Origin of the sequence: Streptomyces sp. NPDC016309, assembly GCF_043077235.1 — a bacterium.
Lineage (GTDB): Bacteria > Actinomycetota > Actinomycetes > Streptomycetales > Streptomycetaceae > Streptomyces.
This window is the reverse complement of the sequence record NZ_JBIBSG010000001.1, coordinates 667,359-685,154: the sequence shown is the minus strand read 5'-3', so window position 1 is coordinate 685,154 and position 17,796 is coordinate 667,359. Positions and strand designations below refer to the sequence as shown.

Annotated in this window: 17 protein-coding genes; 16 read left to right on the top strand and 1 reads right to left on the bottom strand. The window is 72.2% G+C overall.

Going from position 1 to position 17,796, the window contains the following annotated elements; translation table 11 throughout:
* The first annotated feature begins 5 nt into the window (after window positions 1–5).
* The 7 genes from ACF068_RS03110 to ACF068_RS03080 all read left to right on the top strand — a co-directional run bounded on the left by ACF068_RS03110 (window position 6) and on the right by ACF068_RS03080 (window position 5,938).
* Complete coding sequence (locus ACF068_RS03110; RefSeq protein WP_392272400.1) at window positions 6–1,028, top strand: hypothetical protein; 1,023 nt, start codon at window positions 6–8, stop codon at window positions 1,026–1,028.
* Window positions 1,029–1,127: 99 nt separating this feature from the next.
* On the top strand, window positions 1,128–1,409 hold the full coding sequence (locus ACF068_RS03105; RefSeq protein WP_392272399.1) for a hypothetical protein: 282 nt from the start codon (window positions 1,128–1,130) through the stop codon (window positions 1,407–1,409).
* A 148-nt stretch (window positions 1,410–1,557) separates the two neighbouring features.
* Complete coding sequence (locus ACF068_RS03100; protein ID WP_392272398.1) at window positions 1,558–2,220, top strand: hypothetical protein; 663 nt, start codon at window positions 1,558–1,560, stop codon at window positions 2,218–2,220.
* Between the two features lie 76 nt (window positions 2,221–2,296).
* A complete protein-coding gene (locus ACF068_RS03095; RefSeq protein ID WP_392272397.1) occupies window positions 2,297–2,857 on the top strand; it encodes an RNA polymerase sigma factor in 561 nt (186 codons plus the stop codon).
* Entirely contained in the window at window positions 2,854–3,867 is a 1,014-nt protein-coding gene (locus ACF068_RS03090; RefSeq protein ID WP_392272396.1) for a hypothetical protein, read from the top strand. The genes ACF068_RS03095 and ACF068_RS03090 overlap by 4 nt, the downstream gene beginning before the upstream one ends.
* Window positions 3,868–4,130: 263 nt before the next feature.
* On the top strand, window positions 4,131–4,817 hold the full coding sequence (locus ACF068_RS03085; protein ID WP_392272686.1) for an RNA polymerase sigma factor: 687 nt from the start codon (window positions 4,131–4,133) through the stop codon (window positions 4,815–4,817).
* Window positions 4,817–5,938 carry a hypothetical protein gene (locus ACF068_RS03080; RefSeq protein ID WP_392272395.1) on the top strand — a complete coding sequence of 374 codons (1,122 nt, stop codon included), beginning with the start codon at window positions 4,817–4,819 and terminating at the stop codon, window positions 5,936–5,938. Before ACF068_RS03085 ends, ACF068_RS03080 begins: the two co-directional genes overlap by 1 nt.
* A 241-nt stretch (window positions 5,939–6,179) precedes the next feature.
* Here the strand turns inward: ACF068_RS03080 and ACF068_RS03075 are convergent, their stop codons facing one another.
* Window positions 6,180–7,022: a L,D-transpeptidase family protein gene (locus ACF068_RS03075; protein WP_392272394.1), complete on the bottom strand. Its 843-nt coding sequence runs from the start codon at window positions 7,020–7,022 to the stop codon at window positions 6,180–6,182.
* A 183-nt stretch (window positions 7,023–7,205) separates the two neighbouring features.
* On the opposite strand from ACF068_RS03075, the gene ACF068_RS03070 reads away from it, so the two are divergent.
* From ACF068_RS03070 to ACF068_RS03030, 9 genes are all read left to right on the top strand, one after another.
* Window positions 7,206–8,786, top strand: coding sequence for a methylmalonyl-CoA mutase (locus ACF068_RS03070; protein WP_392272393.1), 1,581 nt, complete (start codon window positions 7,206–7,208; stop codon window positions 8,784–8,786).
* 82 nt (window positions 8,787–8,868) lie between these two features.
* The gene (gene leuE, locus ACF068_RS03065; RefSeq protein WP_392272392.1) at window positions 8,869–9,528 is read left to right on the top strand and encodes a leucine efflux protein LeuE; all 660 of its coding nucleotides are present in this window, start codon (window positions 8,869–8,871) and stop codon (window positions 9,526–9,528) included.
* An 80-nt stretch (window positions 9,529–9,608) separates the two neighbouring features.
* Entirely contained in the window at window positions 9,609–10,439 is an 831-nt protein-coding gene (locus ACF068_RS03060) for a MerR family transcriptional regulator (RefSeq protein WP_392272391.1), read from the top strand.
* Window positions 10,440–10,683: 244 nt separating this feature from the next.
* Complete coding sequence (locus tag ACF068_RS03055; protein ID WP_392272685.1) at window positions 10,684–11,904, top strand: M20 family metallopeptidase; 1,221 nt, start codon at window positions 10,684–10,686, stop codon at window positions 11,902–11,904.
* Window positions 11,905–12,160: 256 nt separating this feature from the next.
* Window positions 12,161–13,207, top strand: coding sequence for a BMP family protein (locus tag ACF068_RS03050; RefSeq protein WP_392272390.1), 1,047 nt, complete (start codon window positions 12,161–12,163; stop codon window positions 13,205–13,207).
* 196 nt (window positions 13,208–13,403) lie between these two features.
* A complete protein-coding gene (locus ACF068_RS03045) occupies window positions 13,404–14,996 on the top strand; it encodes an ABC transporter ATP-binding protein (protein ID WP_392272684.1) in 1,593 nt (530 codons plus the stop codon).
* Window positions 14,993–16,102: an ABC transporter permease gene (locus tag ACF068_RS03040; protein ID WP_392272389.1), complete on the top strand. Its 1,110-nt coding sequence runs from the start codon at window positions 14,993–14,995 to the stop codon at window positions 16,100–16,102. Before ACF068_RS03045 ends, ACF068_RS03040 begins: the two co-directional genes overlap by 4 nt.
* On the top strand, window positions 16,099–17,370 hold the full coding sequence (locus ACF068_RS03035) for an ABC transporter permease (RefSeq protein WP_392272388.1): 1,272 nt from the start codon (window positions 16,099–16,101) through the stop codon (window positions 17,368–17,370). The genes ACF068_RS03040 and ACF068_RS03035 overlap by 4 nt, the downstream gene beginning before the upstream one ends.
* Complete coding sequence (locus ACF068_RS03030; RefSeq protein ID WP_392272387.1) at window positions 17,367–17,759, top strand: cytidine deaminase; 393 nt, start codon at window positions 17,367–17,369, stop codon at window positions 17,757–17,759. Before ACF068_RS03035 ends, ACF068_RS03030 begins: the two co-directional genes overlap by 4 nt.
* Window positions 17,760–17,796 lie beyond the last annotated feature (37 nt).

The window sequence follows — 17,796 nt, the reverse complement described above, 5'->3', positions numbered from 1 at the left end:
GCACGGTGGAGCAGCTCTCCGCCGGGAAGAAGCTGGACCAGGCCTTCGAGAAGCTGGGCAAGGAGAAGTCGCTCTCCTTCGAGCTGGACCTGGATGTCGACGCCAAGACCCTCAAGCAGCTGGACGCCGAGTCCGACCCGGAGCCCGGCGAGGAGATTCCCGACGAGGCCGCCGAGCTGATCAGCGGCGCGAAGATCAGCGTCACGGTGGAGTCGAAGAAGCCGATCGACGAGTCCGAGGAGAAGGACCTCGTCGGTATGGCCATGAAGGTCAGCAACCCCGACGGCGACCTCGTCGAGTACCGGGTCGTCGGCGACTACACCTACATCCGGTCCGACGTCGAAGCCCTCAGCAAGGCGATGGCCTTCCCGATGCCGCCCGCCGACGAGCTGCCTCCGGAGGCCGCGGGCCTCAAGAAGGCGATGGAGGGCGAGTGGGTCAGGTTCAACACCGAGGAGATGGAGAAGGCCGGCCAGGAGATGGGCCAGGCGCCCGGCACCAAGCCGTCGCCCGAGCCTTCCCTGGACGCCAAGACCCAGAAGAAGCTCTTGGAGGCCGTGCGCGAGGTCATCGCCCGAGAGGTCGACTTCAAGACCGCCGGCGGCGAGGACGGCACCGAGCACATCACCGCCACGGCCCCGTTCCGGACGCTGATCACGGAGCTGCTCGGCGAGATCCGTCCGCTCGCGAAGGACCTGCCGCCCGGCATGGAGCTGCCGTCGGACAGCGACCTGAAGGAAGCCCCCGACACCAAGGTCTCGGCCGACTTCACGCTCAAGAACGGTGAGCTGACCGAGGTGTACGTCGACCTCGCCAAGCTGGCCGAGAACGCCAAGGTCAAGAAGTTCGGCCTGGTGCTGAAGATGGGCGGGGGCACCAAGCCCACGGCCCCGGCCGGAGCCACCGAGCTGGACCTGGAGGAGCTCCTCGGCGGCTTCGCCGGCGCCATGATGCAGGACGAGGAATTCGCCGAGAGCGACCTCTCCGAAGAGGGCCTCGAAGAGGGTCTCCCCGAGGACGCCGCCTAGGGAGGTGTTCCGACCGCGCTCGACGGGGGACTCGTCGCCACAGGTGGTGCAGAGCCCCGGAGCGGCGGGAGGTCGGCGGCGATGGCGCAGGGGCGGCGAGTGGATCCCGTGCAGATCCTCGTCCGGGTGGGCGACACCGACCCGGACGCCGGCGGCAACGAGGAGGCCTACCAGGAGTGGGTGTTCCTGGCCCGCGAGGCCGGGTGGGACGTGACGGAGAGCCCGGGCTTCCGGGAGCCGGCGGCGGGCGGTACGGAGTGCGGGCTGGTCGAGATCGAGGGGCTCGTCTACCGCGTCCACTACGGCCCGCGGGCCCGCCTGGACGTGGCGGACGGCGAGACGGTCCTCGCGTACGCCGCCTGGGCCGAGCCCGTCCGGTGACCACGGCGCCCGGAGCACCGGGCGGTGGGCACCCCCGGGCGGGACACCGGAATCGACCGGCGGGCCCGGCGGCCGCCGTGCGAAACTGCGGGCGCGGGGCCCGCGCGGAGGGGCTCGGCGGAACTGCTGTCGTGCGGCGAGGAGCACCATGAGCACCGAAGGACCGGCCGGCGCCGGCACCGCCCCCGTCACCGCCGAGGACGTGCGGAGCGCGGTGCGCCTGGCGGTGGACACTTTCCGCCCGGCGGAGAGCGCGTCCGACTGGGACGCCCCTGCCGGGTCCCTGGAGTGGACCTGCTGGGAGACCGCCGAGCACCTGGCCGACGACCTGTTCGCGTACGCCGCCCAGCTCGGCCCCGAGCGGCCACCGCTCGACGGCGACGTGCCCTTCCTCTGGGAGCCGCGCCGTCCGGGCGGGCCGGCCAACGTGACCTACGCGGACCGGAAGGCCGGGGTGGCCGGGCTGCTCCAGGTGCTGGAGGCGTGCGGGGCGATGCTGGCCGCGATGGCGCGGGTCACCCCGCCGGAGGCCCGGGCCCACCACGTGTACGGCGTGTCCGACGCCGAGGGCTTCGCCGCCATGGGCGTCGTCGAGACCCTGGTGCACGGGTACGACATCGCCCAGGGGCTCGGTCTGCCCTGGGAGCCCGCGCCCGGCCTCTGCCGCCGCGCGCTGGCGCGGCTCTTCCCCGACGCGCCGGCGGACACCCCCGCCTGGCCCACCCTGCTGTGGGCGACCGGCCGCGGTGACCTCCCGGGCCGGGAGCGGCCGGCCTCCTGGCGCTGGCACGCGGCGGTGGCGGGAGACTGACGGGGTGTGACACTTTCGCGTCGGCGGACGCAGAGCAGTACAGGGGAAGTGTGACGGGCGGCGCGAAGAGGGCAGTGTGGGGGCGTACGACACGGAACTCGGCGCTGCCGTCGAGCGCGCCCAGCAGGGGGACGAGGCCGCGTTCGCGCGGGCGTACCGGCTGGTCCACCCGGGGCTGCTCGGCTATGTGCGCGGGCTGGTCGGCGACGACGCGGAGGACGTGACCGCCGAGGCCTGGCTGGAGATCGCCAGGGACCTCGGGCGCTTCCGGGGCGACGGCGCCGGCTTCCGCGGCTGGACGGCGACCATCGCCCGCCACCGGGCGCTCGACCACCTGCGCAAACAGAAGCGGAGCCCCCGTACCGCTTTAATCGAACAGGACGTACTGGATCTGCCGGACGGTCAGGACACCGCCGCGGCGGCGCTGGAGAGCCTGTCGACGGAGCAGGCGCTCGCGATGATCCGCGGGCTGCCGCGCGAGCAGGCCGAAGCGGTGCTCCTGCGTGTCGTCGTGGGTCTGGACGGCCGGGCGACGGCGCGCGTGCTGGGCAAGCGGCCCGGAGCGGTGCGCACCGCCGCGTACCGAGGACTGAGAAAACTCGCCGGGCGACTGGCGCAGGGCGGAGCTAGGGGATGAGCAAGGACAGGAGGCCGCGGGGCGGTGACGCCCCGGACGGTGACGCGATGGACGCCGCCGGCGCGGTGTCGGCCGCGCTGCTGGCGGCGGTCGTACGGGACGGCGAGGTCGACCCGGCCCGCGAGGAGCGGGCGGTCGCGGCGTTCCGGGCGGCCAGGGACGAGGGCGCGCACGCGGCGCGCCGGACCCGGCGGCGCGACGACTGGCGGCCGGCCGGGATGCGGCACCGGCGGCGTACGGTGCGGACCGCCGCGATGGGGCTCGCGGCGACGGTACTGCTGGGCGGTGTCGCGATGGCGGCGCAGACCGGGGCGATCCCCTCGCCGTTCGGCGGTGGGGAGGGCGGGGCGGTGCCGGGGCCGCGGCCGTCGGTCGTGTCCCCGACCGGTGGCACGTCCCCGTCGCCGCTCACGGAGCGGCCCGGCGCCCGGCCCGGCCCGGCGTCCCGGCCGGCCGGTTCGCCGGCGGCCGGCACGGGCCCCGCCGGCGCCTCGGGGCAGGACGACGAGGCCAGGGAAAAGGGCAAGGGCAAGGGCGCCGGCCGGCACGGTGACGGGGACGAGGACGGGCGGAAGGGCACCGGGAGGACCGGCGGGCCGTCCGGACCGGATCACTCCCCGTCGAAGGGCGGTCACCGGCCGGACGGTAACGGCCCCACCGAGGGCCGGAAACCGGGTGCGCACCCGGGACAGGGCGGCGGTGAGACGGGCCACACGACCGGCCGGAAGCCCGGCGAGGGCGCGGGCGGAAAGCCCGGCCAGGGTGCCGACCGGAAGCCGGTCAAGGCTGCCGGAGGGAAGACCGGCGGGAAGAAGACCGCCGGGAAGCCGGGCCACGGCTCCGGCGCGAAGGGTTCCGGCGCGAAGGGCGCCGGCGGAAACGGCTCCGGCGCGAAGCACTCCGGCGGGACCGGCGGCGCGAGCGGCGGGAAGAGCGGCGACGGGGCCGCCGGCGGCTCCGGTGGGCAGGGCGGCCGGCAGGGGGCCGGCGGCCCGGACGGGAAACCGTGACCCGCACGTACGTCCGGAGCGGAGGACGACCGGGGCCGCCACCCCCCACAGGAGAGGCCCCGGTCGCCGTCCACGGGTCCGTGGTACGGCCCCGTACTCCTAACAGCGCCGCGGGTGCGTTTTCTGTCACACCGCTCTCGGTCAGTGTGATGTTGCAAGCTGTACAAGACGTGGACGGGATGCCGGACGACCACGTAGCGTGCTGCTGCGCGCCGGGCGTGACAACGGCGGTGACCAGCCGCGATGACGAACAGGTAGTGGGAGTGCTGGGGGACGACGCGGAGCTGACCACCGCGGTGCTCGCGGCGCAGGACGGGGACGAGGACGCCTTCCGTGCTGTGTACCGCGCCGTGCACCCGCGGCTGCTCGGCTACATACGCACGCTGGTCGGCGACGCCGACGCGGAGGACGTCGCGTCCGAGTCGTGGCTCCAGATATCCCGCGACCTCGACCGGTTCAGTGGGGACGCCGACCGCTTCCGCGGCTGGGCGGCCCGTATCGCCCGCAACCGCGCCCTCGACCACCTGCGCATGCGGGGCAGGCGCCCCGCGGTCGGCGGGGACGAGACGGAGCTCACCGAAAAGCCTGCCGAGTCCGACACGGCGGACGAGGCCATGGAGGCCCTGTCGACCGGCCGCACCATGGACCTCATCAGGCAGCTCCCCCAGGACCAGGCCGAGGCCGTGATCCTGCGCGTGGTCGTCGGGCTGGACGCGAAGAGCGCCGCCAAGACGCTGGGCAAGCGGCCCGGCGCCGTGCGCACCGCCGCCCACCGGGGACTGAAGCGGCTGGCCGAGCTGCTGGACGCCGACGCCGCCCACGGGGACGAACCGGCCGGAATCCCTGCCACCGCGCTCAGCGCCGTACCGCCACAGCCGGTGCGCCGCCCGGGTTCCGCCGTGCGTGCCGGTGTGACGCAATGGCGCTCGCGGACGCAGAAGGACATGTGATGGCCGACGAGCGGGACGCATGGCTCGACCAGGACGCGGCGGAGAACCTGCTGCGGGGTGAAGCGGTCGGCCCCGTCGACGATCACGCGCGGGAGCGGGCCCGGAAGGTGGCGCGGGCGCTGGACGCCCTGCGCGCCGCCGGCGACCCCGCCCCCGGCGGACTGCCCGGCGAGGAGGCCGCGCTGGCGGCCTTCCGGGCCGCGCGCGCGGAGCGGGCGTCCGGGACGCGCGCCGCGATGCCGGCGGCCTCCGCCCCGCGCGGGACGGGACCCGGCACGGCGCGCGACCGGTCCGGTCCCGGCGGGCGCACCCGCTGGGCGCGGCCCGTGCGGTGGGGCCTGGCCGCGTCGGTCGCCGGACTGGCGGTCGGCGGCGTGGCCGTGGGCGCCGGCACCGGTGTGCTGCCGGTCCTGGGCGGTGACGCCGGGCCGTTGCCGGCCTCGTCGGTGTCCGCCGCAGCCACTCCGGACGTGCCCGAGCCGGGCGCGTCGACCGGGGAGCCCGGCGCCGCCGCGTCCGGTACGCCCGGCGACACCGGGAGCGTGCCGCCGTCCGCGTCGGCGACGCCCGGGCCGGGTACGGAGCGCGTGCCGGGCCGGCCGGACCCGGGAACGGACGGCGGGGGCGGTGACGACGAGCCGGGCGACCGGCCCGGCGGTGACGCGGGCGACTCCGCGGGCGCGGACACCGGCGCGTCCGGTTCCTCCGGCTCCTCCGGCCCGTCCGGTTCCTCCGGCTGGAGCGCGGGCTGGCTGGCGCGGACCGCCGAGGACTGCCGGGACTACCGGGACGGCAGTCTCGACCGGGACCGGCGGGAGCGGCTGGCCACCGAGGCCAAGGGCGCGGCCCACATCAGGACCCTGTGCGACAAGGTGCTGGCCGTCGTCCAGCAGAACGGCCCCGGTGGCCCGGGCGGCTCCGCCGGCACCGGCAGCGGTGGTTCCGGTGACGACTCCGGCAGCGGCGGGGGCACCGGCACCGGCGGAGACGGCGGCTCCGGCGAGGGCGACGGTGACGACGACGGCCGTGACGGCGGCGACTCCGGGGCGGCCCGCCCCCCGGTCTCCTGGCGGCCGCCGCCCTCCGCCCTCTCCGTGCGCCCCACCGGCCTGGTCTTCTGACCCGCACGGCCCCGTCCGGAGTGGTCGAAGGCTCGCTCAGAGGGCTCTGACCAGCGGTTTCAAAAAAACTTCCGCGAGGGTGTGACGTTTTTCCGCCCGGCGGCGCAGTAATGAGTGAGCCGACTGGTCATCGGCAGCGCGAAGAGCCGGGGTTCCCCCCGTACCTACGGCTCAGCGCACATGGCGCGGGCGGGACACGTTCCCCCGGTCCCGCCCGCGCCCTCTCTTCCCTCCCGCCTGATCACCAGTGGACGACGACCTTGTCGCCGACCTTCACCTGGTCGAAGAGCGCCGACAGCTTCTGCTTGTCCCGGACGTTGACGCAGCCGTGCGAGCCACCGTTGTAGCCACGGGCCGCGAAGTCGGACGAGTAGTGCACGGCCTGGCCGCCGCTGAAGAACATCGCGTACGGCATGGGCGTGTGGTAGAGCGTCGACACGTGGTCACGGCTCTTGGAATCGACCTTGAAGGTGCCCTCGCGGGTCGGCGTGTTCTCCGAGCCGAAGCGCACGTCCATCGCCGAGACGACCTTGCCGTCGATCATCCAGGCGAGGGTCCGGCTCTCCTTGCTGACGCACAGCACCCGGCCCGTCATGCACCGCGCGTCCGGCTTGTCCAGCTCGTTGGTGGTCGGCGGCCGCAGCTCGTCGGCGGTCGGCTTGCGCGAGGCGGACGTCAGCTCCGCCCAGGTGGTCCCGTCGACCTTGCCGGTCGCGGACAGCCCCCGCTTCTCCTGGAACGCCGACACCGCCTTGGCGGTCATCGAGCCGTAGAAGGCGGTGGGGCTGCGGTGGAAGTGGCCGAGCTGCCGCAGCCGCGCCTGGAGCTCACGCACCTGCTCGTTCTCCGTGCCCTCCGCCATCACCACCCGCGCGGCGGGCGACGAGGACGGCGCGGCGCCCGTCGGCTCGGCGCCACCGGCGGCCGACGCGCCGGACGACGGCGACGCCTCCGCCGAGGGCGCGGCGGACGAGGACGCCGACCCCCCGGCCGCCCCCACGGCCTGGGCGGTGCAGCCGGTGGCGGCGAGCGCGACGGCGGCCGCGGCGAGTACTGCTCTGCGTATGACGGACGTACGGTGCATGTGAGCCCCCCGAGTTGATGACCTGTACCTAATGGATGCCTGGCGGGGGTGCTTGGTTGCGCCCGGCGGCGCATGCTGTGAGCAAGGTCCCAGCCTGCGGCCCTCCACCGGCCGCACGCCCGCCGCTACAGTCCGTCGCGAGGGTCGGTACCAGCGAGTAGATCTCATCGGAAGGCACAGCACATGGCGCGCGAGACGGAGTCGGGACTGCCCATCGAGCCGGTGTACGGGCCGGACGCTCTGAGCGGGTGGGAGCCCGGGGAGAAACTGGGCGACCCGGGCTCGTACCCCTTCACGCGCGGTGTCTACCCGACGATGTACACCGGCCGTCCCTGGACGATGCGGCAGTACGCCGGTTTCGGTACGGCAGTGGAGTCCAACGCCCGCTACAAGCAGCTCATCGCCAACGGCACCATGGGCCTGTCGGTCGCCTTCGACCTGCCGACCCAGATGGGCCACGACAGCGACGCGGCGATCGCGCACGGCGAGGTCGGCAAGGTGGGCGTGGCGATCGACTCGATCGACGACATGCGGGTGCTGTTCGGCGGGATCCCGCTGGACAAGGTCTCCACGTCGATGACCATCAACGCCCCCGCCGCCCTCCTGCTGCTGCTCTACCAACTCGTCGGTGAGGAGCAGGGCGTCCCGGCCGACAAGCTGACCGGCACGATCCAGAACGACGTGCTCAAGGAGTACATCGCCCGCGGCACGTACATCTTCCCGCCGAAGCCGTCGCTGCGGCTGATCGCGGACATCTTCAAGTACTGCAAGGCCGAGATCCCCAAGTGGAACACGATCTCGATCTCCGGCTACCACATGGCGGAGGCCGGTGCCTCGCCCGCGCAGGAGATCGCCTTCACCCTCGCCGACGGCATCGAGTACGTCCGCACCGCCGTCGCCGCCGGCATGGACGTCGACGACTTCGCGCCGCGCCTGTCGTTCTTCTTCGTCGCCCGCACCACCATCCTGGAGGAGGTGGCGAAGTTCCGGGCCGCCCGCCGCATCTGGGCGCGGGTGATGCGGGACGAGTTCGGCGCGAAGAACCCCAAGTCGATGATGCTGCGCTTCCACACCCAGACGGCCGGTGTGCAGCTCACCGCCCAGCAGCCCGAGGTCAACCTGGTGCGCGTCGCCGTGCAGGGCCTGGCGGCCGTCCTCGGCGGCACCCAGTCGCTGCACACCAACTCCTTCGACGAGGCCATCGCGCTGCCCACCGACAAGAGCGCCCGCCTGGCGCTGCGCACGCAGCAGGTCCTCGCGTACGAGACCGACGTCACCGCCACCGTCGACCCGTTCGCCGGGTCGTACGTCATCGAGCGGATGACGGACGAGGTGGAGGCCGCGGCGCTGGAACTGATGACGAAGGTCGAGGACCTCGGCGGCGCGGTGAACGCCATCGAGCACGGCTTCCAGAAGAACGAGATCGAGCGCTCCGCCTACCGCATCGCCCAGGAGACCGACTCCGGCGAGCGGGTCGTCGTCGGCGTCAACCGCTACACGCTCGACGAGGAGGAGCCCTACGAGCCGCTCCGCGTCGACCCGGCCATCGAGGCCCAGCAGGCCGAGCGCCTCGCCAAGCTGCGCGCAGAGCGCGACCAGGCGGCGGTCGACGCGGCGCTCGCCGAGCTGAAGAAGGCCGCGGAGGGCACGGACAACGTCCTGTACCCGATGAAGGACGCCCTCCGGGCGCGGGCCACGGTCGGCGAGGTCTGCAACGCGCTGCGCGAGGTGTGGGGGACGTACGTCCCGACCGACGCGTTCTGACCCGGTCACCCGCCGTACCAGCGGTTTCCGCGATACGGAACCCAGGGGCGGAGTGTCGTACCCGTGTGCGACACTCCGCCCCATGCTGGGTGTCACCGATCTGCCGACCTACCTCGCCGGCCTCCTCCTGATCATTCTGCTGCCGGGGCCGAACTCGCTGTACGTGCTGTCCGTCGCTGCCCGGCGCGGGGTACGGACCGGCTACGCCGCCGCGTCCGGCGTGTGGTGCGGCGACACGGTGCTGATGACGCTCTCGGCGGCCGGCGTCGCCTCCCTGCTCCAGGCGAACGCGCTGCTGTTCGGCATCGTGAAGTTCGCGGGCGCCGGCTACCTGACGTGGCTGGCGGTCGGCATGCTCCGGGCGGCCCGGGCGATGTGGCGGACCCGCCGGGAGCGGGTGGCGGAGGAACCGGGCGAGGCCGCCCCGGCACCGGCGGCGGAGCGGCCGTTCCGGCGGGCCTTCGTGATCAGCCTGCTCAATCCCAAGGCGATCCTCTTCTTCATCGCGTTCTTCGTGCAGTTCGTCGACCCCGCCTACCAGTACCCGGCGCTGTCCTTCGTGGTGCTCGGCACGCTCGCGCAGGCGGCGAGCGTCCTCTACCTCACCCTGCTGATCTTCACCGGCACCCACCTGGCCGCCGCGTTCCGGCGCCGCAAGCGGCTGTCGGCCACGGTGACCTCGGCGGCGGGCGCGCTGTTCCTCGGCTTCGCGGTGAAGCTCTCGCTCAGCAGCGCGGCCTGACCGCCGGCCGGGCCCGACCGGCCCGGCCACGGGGCGGGCTTGACCCTGACACCGTGTGAGGCCGTGTCGTAGGAGGCGTCATGTTCACCATCGGAGACTTCGCCAGGCACGGCCGGGTGTCGGTCCGGATGCTGCGCCACTACGACGCCGTCGGACTGCTGCGCCCCGCCCGTGTCGACCCGTACAGCGGCTACCGCTACTACGAGGCCGCCCAGCTCGCCCGGCTGAACCGGGTCATCGCGCTCAAGGACCTCGGCTTCACGCTCGACCAGGTGCGGTCCGTCCTCGACGAGGAGGTCGGGGCCGAGGAACTGCGCGGGATGCTGCGGCTGCGGCAGGCCGAGCTGGAGTCGGCCGTGAGCGAGGCGGCCGCGCGGCTGGCGCGGGTCGGCGCGAGGCTCCGAGCCATCGAGAGCGAGGGACACATGTCCGCACAGGACGTCGTCGTCAAGAGCGTTCCGGGTGCCCGGATCGCCGAGCTGACCGGTACCGCCGCGGGCTTCGGCCCCGGGGAGATCGGCCCCGTCGTGGCGCCGCTGTACGAGGAGCTGTGCGCCCGGCTGGAAGCCGCCGGGGTCAGCGGCTTCGGACCGGGCGTTGCGTACTACGAGGACGCTCCGGCGGGCGGCGGGGCGGTCCTCGTCCACGCGGGGATGACGCTCCCGGCCGGCGTCGGCCCCGGGGACGTTCCCGGGGTGGAGATCGTCGACCTGCCGGGCCTCGACGAGGCGGCCACGGTCGTCCACCGGGGCCCGATGGACGCCGTACTGCCCACCGTCCAGACGCTGGCCACCTGGATCGACGCCAACGGGTACCGCTCGACGGGTCACCCCCGCGAGCTGTACCTCGAGTGCCCGGACGACACCGCGCGGTGGGTCACCGAGATCCAGGAGCCGGTCACCCGGGCCTGACCCCCCGGGCCTGACCCCCCGGGCCCGACCCCCCGGGCCCGGGGGCTCCGATCACGAACGCGAACACCTGACCGAAGCCGATCGAGAAAGATCGACACAAGTCCAAAAACGCGTGAGCTTACCCACTTGACCTGGCCTTCAAGCCCGCTGTCCAGGGTTTCTTTCCCCTATCGGGCTGAAGTTTTGTAGATCACACGTTAGTTGAGGGCGAAACGCGCCTACCCTTTCATGGGTGAACAAGGTGATGTCCCGCGACCCCGAAACAGACGTTCCCGGCGATACGCCCCTCCTCGGCGCGCTGCCAGAGAGCCTGCGCGCCGAGCTGATCGCGTTCCGCCGGGATGTGCACATGCACCCCGAACTGGGCTTTCAGGAGTTCCGCACCACCGCGGCGATCAAGACGCGCCTCGAAGCGGCCGGACTCAGCCCACGGGTCCTCCCCGGGGGGACGGGGCTGATGTGCGACATCGGTACGTGGGACGGCGTCCGCCCCATGCTGGCGCTCCGCGCCGACATCGACGCGCTGCCCATCCCCGACACCAAGACGGACGTCCCCTACCGCTCCACCGTGCCGGACCGGGCCCACGCCTGCGGCCACGACGTCCACACCACCGTCGTCCTCGGGGCCGGCCTGGTGCTGGCCGGCCTGGCCCGGGAGGGCCTGCTGCCCCGCCCCGTGCGCCTGATCTTCCAGCCCGCCGAGGAGGTCATGCCCGGCGGCGCGATCACCGCCATCGACGCCGGGGTACTGGACGGCGTGGGCCGGATCATCGCCGTGCACTGCGACCCGCGCGTCGACGTGGGCCGCATCGGGCTGCGCACCGGGCCGATCACCTCCGCGTGCGACCGTCTGGAGGTCACTCTCGACGGGCCCGGCGGCCACACCGCCCGCCCGCACCTGACCACCGACATGGTCACCGCGGCCGCCCGGGTCGCCGTCGACGCGCCCGCGCTGCTCTCCCGCCGGATCGACACCCGGGCCGGGCTGGTCCTGACCTGGGGCCGCATCGAGGCGGGACACGCGCCCAACGTCATCCCCCAGCGCGCCGAACTGGGCGGCACGGTCCGGTGCCTGGACCTGGACGCCTGGCGCCAGGCCCCGGACCAGGTGTACGCGGCGATCGACGAGGTCGCCACGCTGCACGGCGCCAAGTGCCAGATCGAGTACGTGCGCGGGGTTCCGCCGGTCGTCAACGACGCGTCCGTCGCCCAGCTCCTCCACGACGCCATGGCGGCGCGGCGCGGGGCGTACGCGATCGAGGACACCGAGCAGAGCCTCGGCGGCGAGGACTTCTCCTGGTACATGGAGCACGTCCCCGGCGCGATGGCCCGCCTGGGTGTCCGCCGGCCGGGTGATACGGCCCGGCTCGACCTCCACCGGGGCAACTTCGACGTCGACGAGCGGGCCATCGAGGTAGGCGTCGAACTCTTCACCGCCGCCGCCCTGCTCGACGGCGCCACCTGAGCCCGCCGGACACCGGCCCACCGGCGCGACGGAGCGGCCCGCCCCGCCCGTCGACCGGCGGGCCGGCCCGTTCATTTCCGGTCACCACCCCGGAGGGCACCACTACGCCCGGTGGCGGTACCGTCAAGGTCATCCGCTGTTCGCGTCGATCTGATAACAGCTACCGAACGGGCCTTTACCTGACATCTACGCGCGTTACGATCGCCGCGAAACCAGCGCCGGAAGAGGCGCTTAGGTCAGGTTGAAGGAGCCTCCCTTGCGCCGGATCACCAGGATCGCAACTGTGGGTGTCGCGTCCGCGGCACTCGCGCTCAGTGTCACCGCCTGTGGCGGAAAGTCGTCGTCGGACGCCGGCGACAACCAGGAGCCGAAGGCGGCACTCGCCTACGACATCGGCGGCCGTGGCGACCAGTCGTTCAACGACGCCGCGTTCGCCGGCCTGGAGAAGGCCGAGAAGGACCTCGGCATCAAGGGCACCGAGGCCGAGCCCACCGAGGGTGAGGGCGACCCGGACAAGGTCCAGCGCCTGACCGAGCTGGCCCGCTCCGGCAACAACCCCGTCATCGGCGTCGGTTTCGCGTACGCGCCGGCCATCGCCGAGGTCGCGCCGAAGTTCCCGAAGACCACCTTCGGCCTCATCGACGACACCTCGAAGACCGGCAAGAACATCGCCAACCTGGTCTTCAACGAGGAGCAGGGCTCCTACCTGGCCGGCGTCGCCGCCGCCAAGGTGACCAAGTCCAACACCGTCGGCTTCATCGGCGGCGTCGAGACGCCCCTGATCAAGAAGTTCGAGGCGGGCTTCGTCCAGGGCGTCAAGGACACCAACAAGAACGTCAACGTCAAGGTCCAGTACCTGACGCAGCCGCCGGACTTCGGTGGCTTCTCGAAGCCGGACCTCGGCAAGGCCGCCGCGCAGGGCCAGATCGACGCGGGCGCCGACGTGATCTACGCCGCCGCCGGTCTCGCCGGCTCGGGCTCCATCGAGGCCGCCGCCAAGGCCAAGAAGTGGGCCATCGGCGTCGACTCCGACCAGTACAACCAGAAGGGCCTGGCGGCCTACAAGGAGTACATCCTCACCTCGGTGACCAAGGACGTCTCCGACTCCGTCTACAACCTGATCAAGTCGGTCAAGGACGGCAAGCCGCAGTCCGGTGAGGTCCGTTACGGCCTCGCCAAGGACGGCGTGGGCCTGGCCACCTCGAACCCGGCCTACACCAAGATGACCGACGTCACCGCCGCGGTGGAGAAGGCCAAGGCCGACATCGTCGCCGGCAAGGTCACGGTCAAGACCGCCCCGTAACCGCGCGGCCGGGACCAGGGTCCGCGGGTCCGGAGAGTGCGGCGAAAGCCGCCTCTCCGGACCCCGGCCGTGTTCCCCCGGTTTTTCCCCTTCGTTGTCGCTACGCGCGTAGAGCCCCGCGCGGCGCGGTAACTTCGGCACCTGCCCACCAGCCCCCCGCTCCTCAAAGCTCCTTTCCCGCCAAGGAGAGTGCGTCATCAACGCGTCCAGCCCGTCAACGCCGCCGGCTGCCACTGCCGCCGCCGCCGTAGAACTGCGCGGCATCACCAAGCGCTTCCCCGGCGTCGTGGCCAACCACGACATCGACATCACCATCCGCAAGGGGACGGTCCACGCCCTCATCGGCGAGAACGGGGCCGGCAAGTCGACCCTGATGAAGATCCTCTACGGCATGCAGAAGCCGGACGAGGGCACCATCACCGTCGACGGCAAGCAGGTCTCCTTCTCCAGCCCCGCCGACGCCATCGCCATCGGCATCGGCATGGTCCACCAGCACTTCATGCTGGCCGACAACCTCACGGTGCTGGAGAACGTCGTCCTCGGCAGCGAGAAGCTGTACGGCATCGGGGCCAAGGCCCGTAAGAAGATCATGGAGATCTCGGACGCGTACGGGCTGAACATCCGCCCCGACGTCCTCGTCGAGCAGCTCGGTGTCGCCGACCGGCAGCGCGTGGAGATCCTCAAGGTCCTCTACCGGGGCGCCCGCACCCTCATCCTGGACGAGCCGACCGCCGTGCTCGTCCCGCAGGAGGTCGACGCGCTCTTCGCCAACCTGCGTGAGCTCAAGGCCGAGGGCCTGACCGTCATCTTCATCTCGCACAAGCTGGGCGAGGTGCTGTCCGTCGCCGACGACATCACCGTCATCCGGCGCGGCACCACCGTCGGCACCGCCGACCCGCGCACCGCCACCACCAAGCAGCTCGCCGAGCTGATGGTCGGTGCCGAGCTGCCGTCGCCCGAGACCCGCGAGTCGACGGTCACCGACGTGCCGATGCTGCGGGTCGAGGACCTCCGTCTGTCCGAGACCGACCCCGACGGCATCGTCCGCGAGGTCCTGGCGGGCATCGGCTTCACCATCCACAAGGGTGAGGTCATGGGCATCGCGGGCGTCGAGGGCAACGGCCAGACCGAGCTCATCGAGGCCCTGATCGGCCTCCGCGCGCTCGACGGCGGCGTCATCACCCTCGACGGCGCCGACATCTCCCACGCGCCGACCCGCAAGCGGCGCGAGGGCGGCATCGGGTACATCCCCGAGGACCGCCACCGCCACGGCCTGCTGCTGGAGTCCCCGCTCTGGGAGAACCGCATCCTCGGCCACGTCACCGAGCCGCCCAACAGCAAGCGCGGCCTGCTGGATCTGAAGGCCGCCCGCAAGGACACCGAGCGGATCGTGCGCGAGTACGACGTGCGCACCCCGGGCATCGAGGTCACCGCGGCCTCCCTGTCCGGCGGCAACCAGCAGAAGCTGATCGTCGGCCGCGAGATGAGCCACGACCCCAAGCTGCTGATCGCCGCCCACCCCACCCGTGGCGTGGACGTCGGCGCGCAGGCGCAGATCTGGGACCAGATCCGCGCGGCGCGGCGCGAGGGCCTGGCGGTGCTGCTGATCTCCGCCGACCTGGACGAGCTGATCGGGCTCTCCGACACCCTGCGGGTGATGTACCGCGGCCGGCTGGTCGCGGACGCGGACCCCGCCACCATCACCCCCGAGGAGCTGGGCTCGGCCATGACGGGCGCCGCGACCGGCCACCTCGAGCACGACGAGAACGCGAACGGTGAGGGCCGATGAAGAAGTTCGACAAGGACCGGCTGATCCTGGGCCTCGCCGGCCCGGCGCTCGCGCTGGTCGTGGCCTTCCTGCTCACCTCCGTGGTGCTGCTGGTCTCGGACCGCGACCCGTTCGAGCCGTACCGGATCATGTTCCAGAGCCTGGAGTTCACCGACATCCAGGTCCTGATCCTCAACCAGACCGGCACGTACTACCTCGCCGCGCTGGCGGTCGCCATCGGCTTCCGCATGAACCTGTTCAACATCGGTGTGGACGGCCAGTACCGCCTCGCGGTCATGCTCGCCGCGGTCGTCGGTGCCGCCGTCGAGCTGCCCGGCCCGCTGCACATCCTGCTGATCGTCGTGGTCGCGATGCTCGTCGGCGCCCTGTGGGCCGGCATCGCGGGTGTCCTGAAGACCACCCGTGGCGTCAGCGAGGTCGTCTCCACGATCATGCTGAACGCCATCGCCACCAGCCTGATCGCCTGGATGATCCTGCCCGCCAACCTGGGCGAGCAGCCGGCCGGCTCCAACGACCTCACCACCGGCGCCATCGCCGAGTCCGGCTGGATGCCCGGCCTGGACGTGGACGGCGGTACCGTCTACGGCTTCACCTTCGTCGCCTTCGCGCTCGGTGTCGTCTACTGGTTCGTCCTCAACCGCACCCGCTTCGGCTTCGACCTGCGCGCCACCGGCGCCAGCGGCTCCGCCGCCCAGGCGAGCGGTGTGGACGCCAAGAAGATGGTCCTCACCGCGATGCTGATCTCGGGCGCCGTCGCCGGTCTCGCCGGCATGCCGATGCTGCTCGGCCAGACCCACACGTACAGCCTGAGCTTCCCCGTGGGCGTCGGCTTCACGGGCATCACCATCGCCCTGCTCGGCCGCAACAGCCCGGTGGGCATCTTCTTCGCCGCGCTGCTGATCGCCTTCCTGGACAAGGCGTCCGCGTCCCTGGACCAGTACGGCTTCGAGAAGGAGATCGCCACGATCATGCAGGGCCTGATCGTGATCTCCGTCGTCGTGGCGTACGAACTCGTCCGGCAGTACGGGCTGCGCCGTCAGCAGCAGAAGGTCGGCGAAGAGCTTGCCGCCCAGGCCCGCAAGAACAAGGAGGAAGTGGCGGCATGAGCGAGTCCACGAGCACTGTCACGGCCGCGGCCGCGGCACCCAAGAAGGGCGGCGGACGCCGCCGGCTGTCCCTGCCCGTCGTGCTGCTGATGATCGCCGGCGGCCTGGCCCTGTTCTCGCTGGTCCGCGTGATCAGCGGCGCCAACGACCTCACCTCCGTGGGCCAGGTCTCCGGCGCCCTCCAGCTCGCCGTGCCCATCGGCCTGGCCGGTCTCGGCGGTCTGTGGTCGGAGCGGGCCGGCGTGGTCAACATCGGCCTCGAGGGCATGATGATCGTCGGCACCTGGTTCGGCGCCTGGGCGGGCTACCAGTGGGGGCCGTGGAGCGGCGTCCTGCTGGGCATCGCCGGCGGCGCGCTCGGCGGTCTGCTGCACGCGGTCATGACGGTCACCTTCAACGTCAACCACATCGTCTCCGGTGTCGCCATCACCATCCTGGCCACCGGCGTCACCCGCTACCTGTCGAACTTCACGTTCGCCGAGGCCCCCGGCGGCTCCTCCAAGCAGTCCCCGCGCATCGACCGGGTCACGGACATCACGATCCCCGGGCTGTCGGACGGACTGGCGGACCTCCAGGCCAAGCACTGGTTCTTCGTCTCCGACCTGGCCGGCGTCCTGGGCGGCCTGGTCACCAACCTGTCGCTGCTGACCGTCGTCGCGCTGCTGCTGATCCCCGCCACCTGGTGGATCCTGTGGCGCACCGGCTTCGGCCTGCGGCTGCGCTCCTGCGGTGAGAACCCGGTGGCCGCCGAGTCCCTGGGCGTCAACGTCTACAAGTACAAGTACATCGCCGTGATCGTCTCCGGTGCCCTCGCGGGCCTCGGCGGCGCCTTCCTCGCCATCGTCTCCACCGGTATCTACCAGGAGGGCCAGACCGGCGGCCGCGGCTACATCGGTCTCGCCGCGATGATCTTCGGCAACTGGATGCCGGGCGGCATGGCCCTCGGCGCCGGGCTCTTCGGCTTCACCGACAGCCTCAAGCTGCGCGGCGGTGCGGAGAACGTCCACGCGATGCTGCTGCTGCTGGCGATCCTGCTCGTGGCGATGACGATCTGGCAGCTCTACAAGAAGAAGTACGTGAGCGCGACCGTCGCCACGGTCGTCGCGGCGGGCCTCTTCGTCTGGTACGCCTTCACCGAGGCGCTGCCCAGCCAGTTCGTGGACGCCGCGCCGTACGTCACCACGCTGCTGGTGCTGGCCCTGTCCGCGCAGCGGCTCAGGATGCCCAAGGCGGACGGCATGCCGTACAAGAAGGGCCAGGGCAAGTGACGGACGCCGCCGCCTGGGAGGCCCTGCGTGACGCCGCCCGGAAGGCCATGTCCCACGCGTACGCGCCGTACTCCGGCTACCCGGTGGGCGCGGCGGCCCTCGTCGACGACGGCCGCACCGTCACCGGGTGCAACGTGGAGAACGCCTCGTACGGCATCGGCCTGTGCGCCGAGTGCGGGCTGGTCTCCCAGCTCCAGGCGACGGGCGGCGGCCGGCTGACGCACTTCGTGTGCGTGGACGGCGACGGCCGCGTGCTGGTGCCGTGCGGCCGCTGCCGGCAGCTGCTGTACGAGTTCGGCGGCGACGAGCTGCTGGTGGACACGCCCGAGGGCGTGCTGCCGCTCTCCGGGATGCTGCCGCAGGCGTTCGGGCCGCAACACCTCCGCTGAGGACGGGACGACCCTTCCGCGCTGTCCGCGGAGGGGT

What these genes read in the sequence shown, in the direction of transcription:
- ACF068_RS03080 (WP_392272395.1), top strand. Translation starts at nt 4,817, where the DNA reads ATGGCCGACGAGCGGGACGCATGGCTCGACCAGGACGCGGCGGAGAAC.
- ACF068_RS03100 (WP_392272398.1), top strand. Translation starts at nt 1,558, where the DNA reads ATGAGCACCGAAGGACCGGCCGGCGCCGGCACCGCCCCCGTCACCGCC.
- leuE (WP_392272392.1), top strand. Translation starts at nt 8,869, where the DNA reads ATGCTGGGTGTCACCGATCTGCCGACCTACCTCGCCGGCCTCCTCCTG.
- ACF068_RS03075 (WP_392272394.1), bottom strand. Translation starts at nt 7,022, where the DNA reads ATGCACCGTACGTCCGTCATACGCAGAGCAGTACTCGCCGCGGCCGCC.
- ACF068_RS03070 (WP_392272393.1), top strand. Translation starts at nt 7,206, where the DNA reads ATGGCGCGCGAGACGGAGTCGGGACTGCCCATCGAGCCGGTGTACGGG.
- ACF068_RS03060 (WP_392272391.1), top strand. Translation starts at nt 9,609, where the DNA reads ATGTTCACCATCGGAGACTTCGCCAGGCACGGCCGGGTGTCGGTCCGG.
- ACF068_RS03055 (WP_392272685.1), top strand. Translation starts at nt 10,684, where the DNA reads ATGTCCCGCGACCCCGAAACAGACGTTCCCGGCGATACGCCCCTCCTC.
- ACF068_RS03090 (WP_392272396.1), top strand. Translation starts at nt 2,854, where the DNA reads ATGAGCAAGGACAGGAGGCCGCGGGGCGGTGACGCCCCGGACGGTGAC.
- ACF068_RS03035 (WP_392272388.1), top strand. Translation starts at nt 16,099, where the DNA reads ATGAGCGAGTCCACGAGCACTGTCACGGCCGCGGCCGCGGCACCCAAG.
- ACF068_RS03040 (WP_392272389.1), top strand. Translation starts at nt 14,993, where the DNA reads ATGAAGAAGTTCGACAAGGACCGGCTGATCCTGGGCCTCGCCGGCCCG.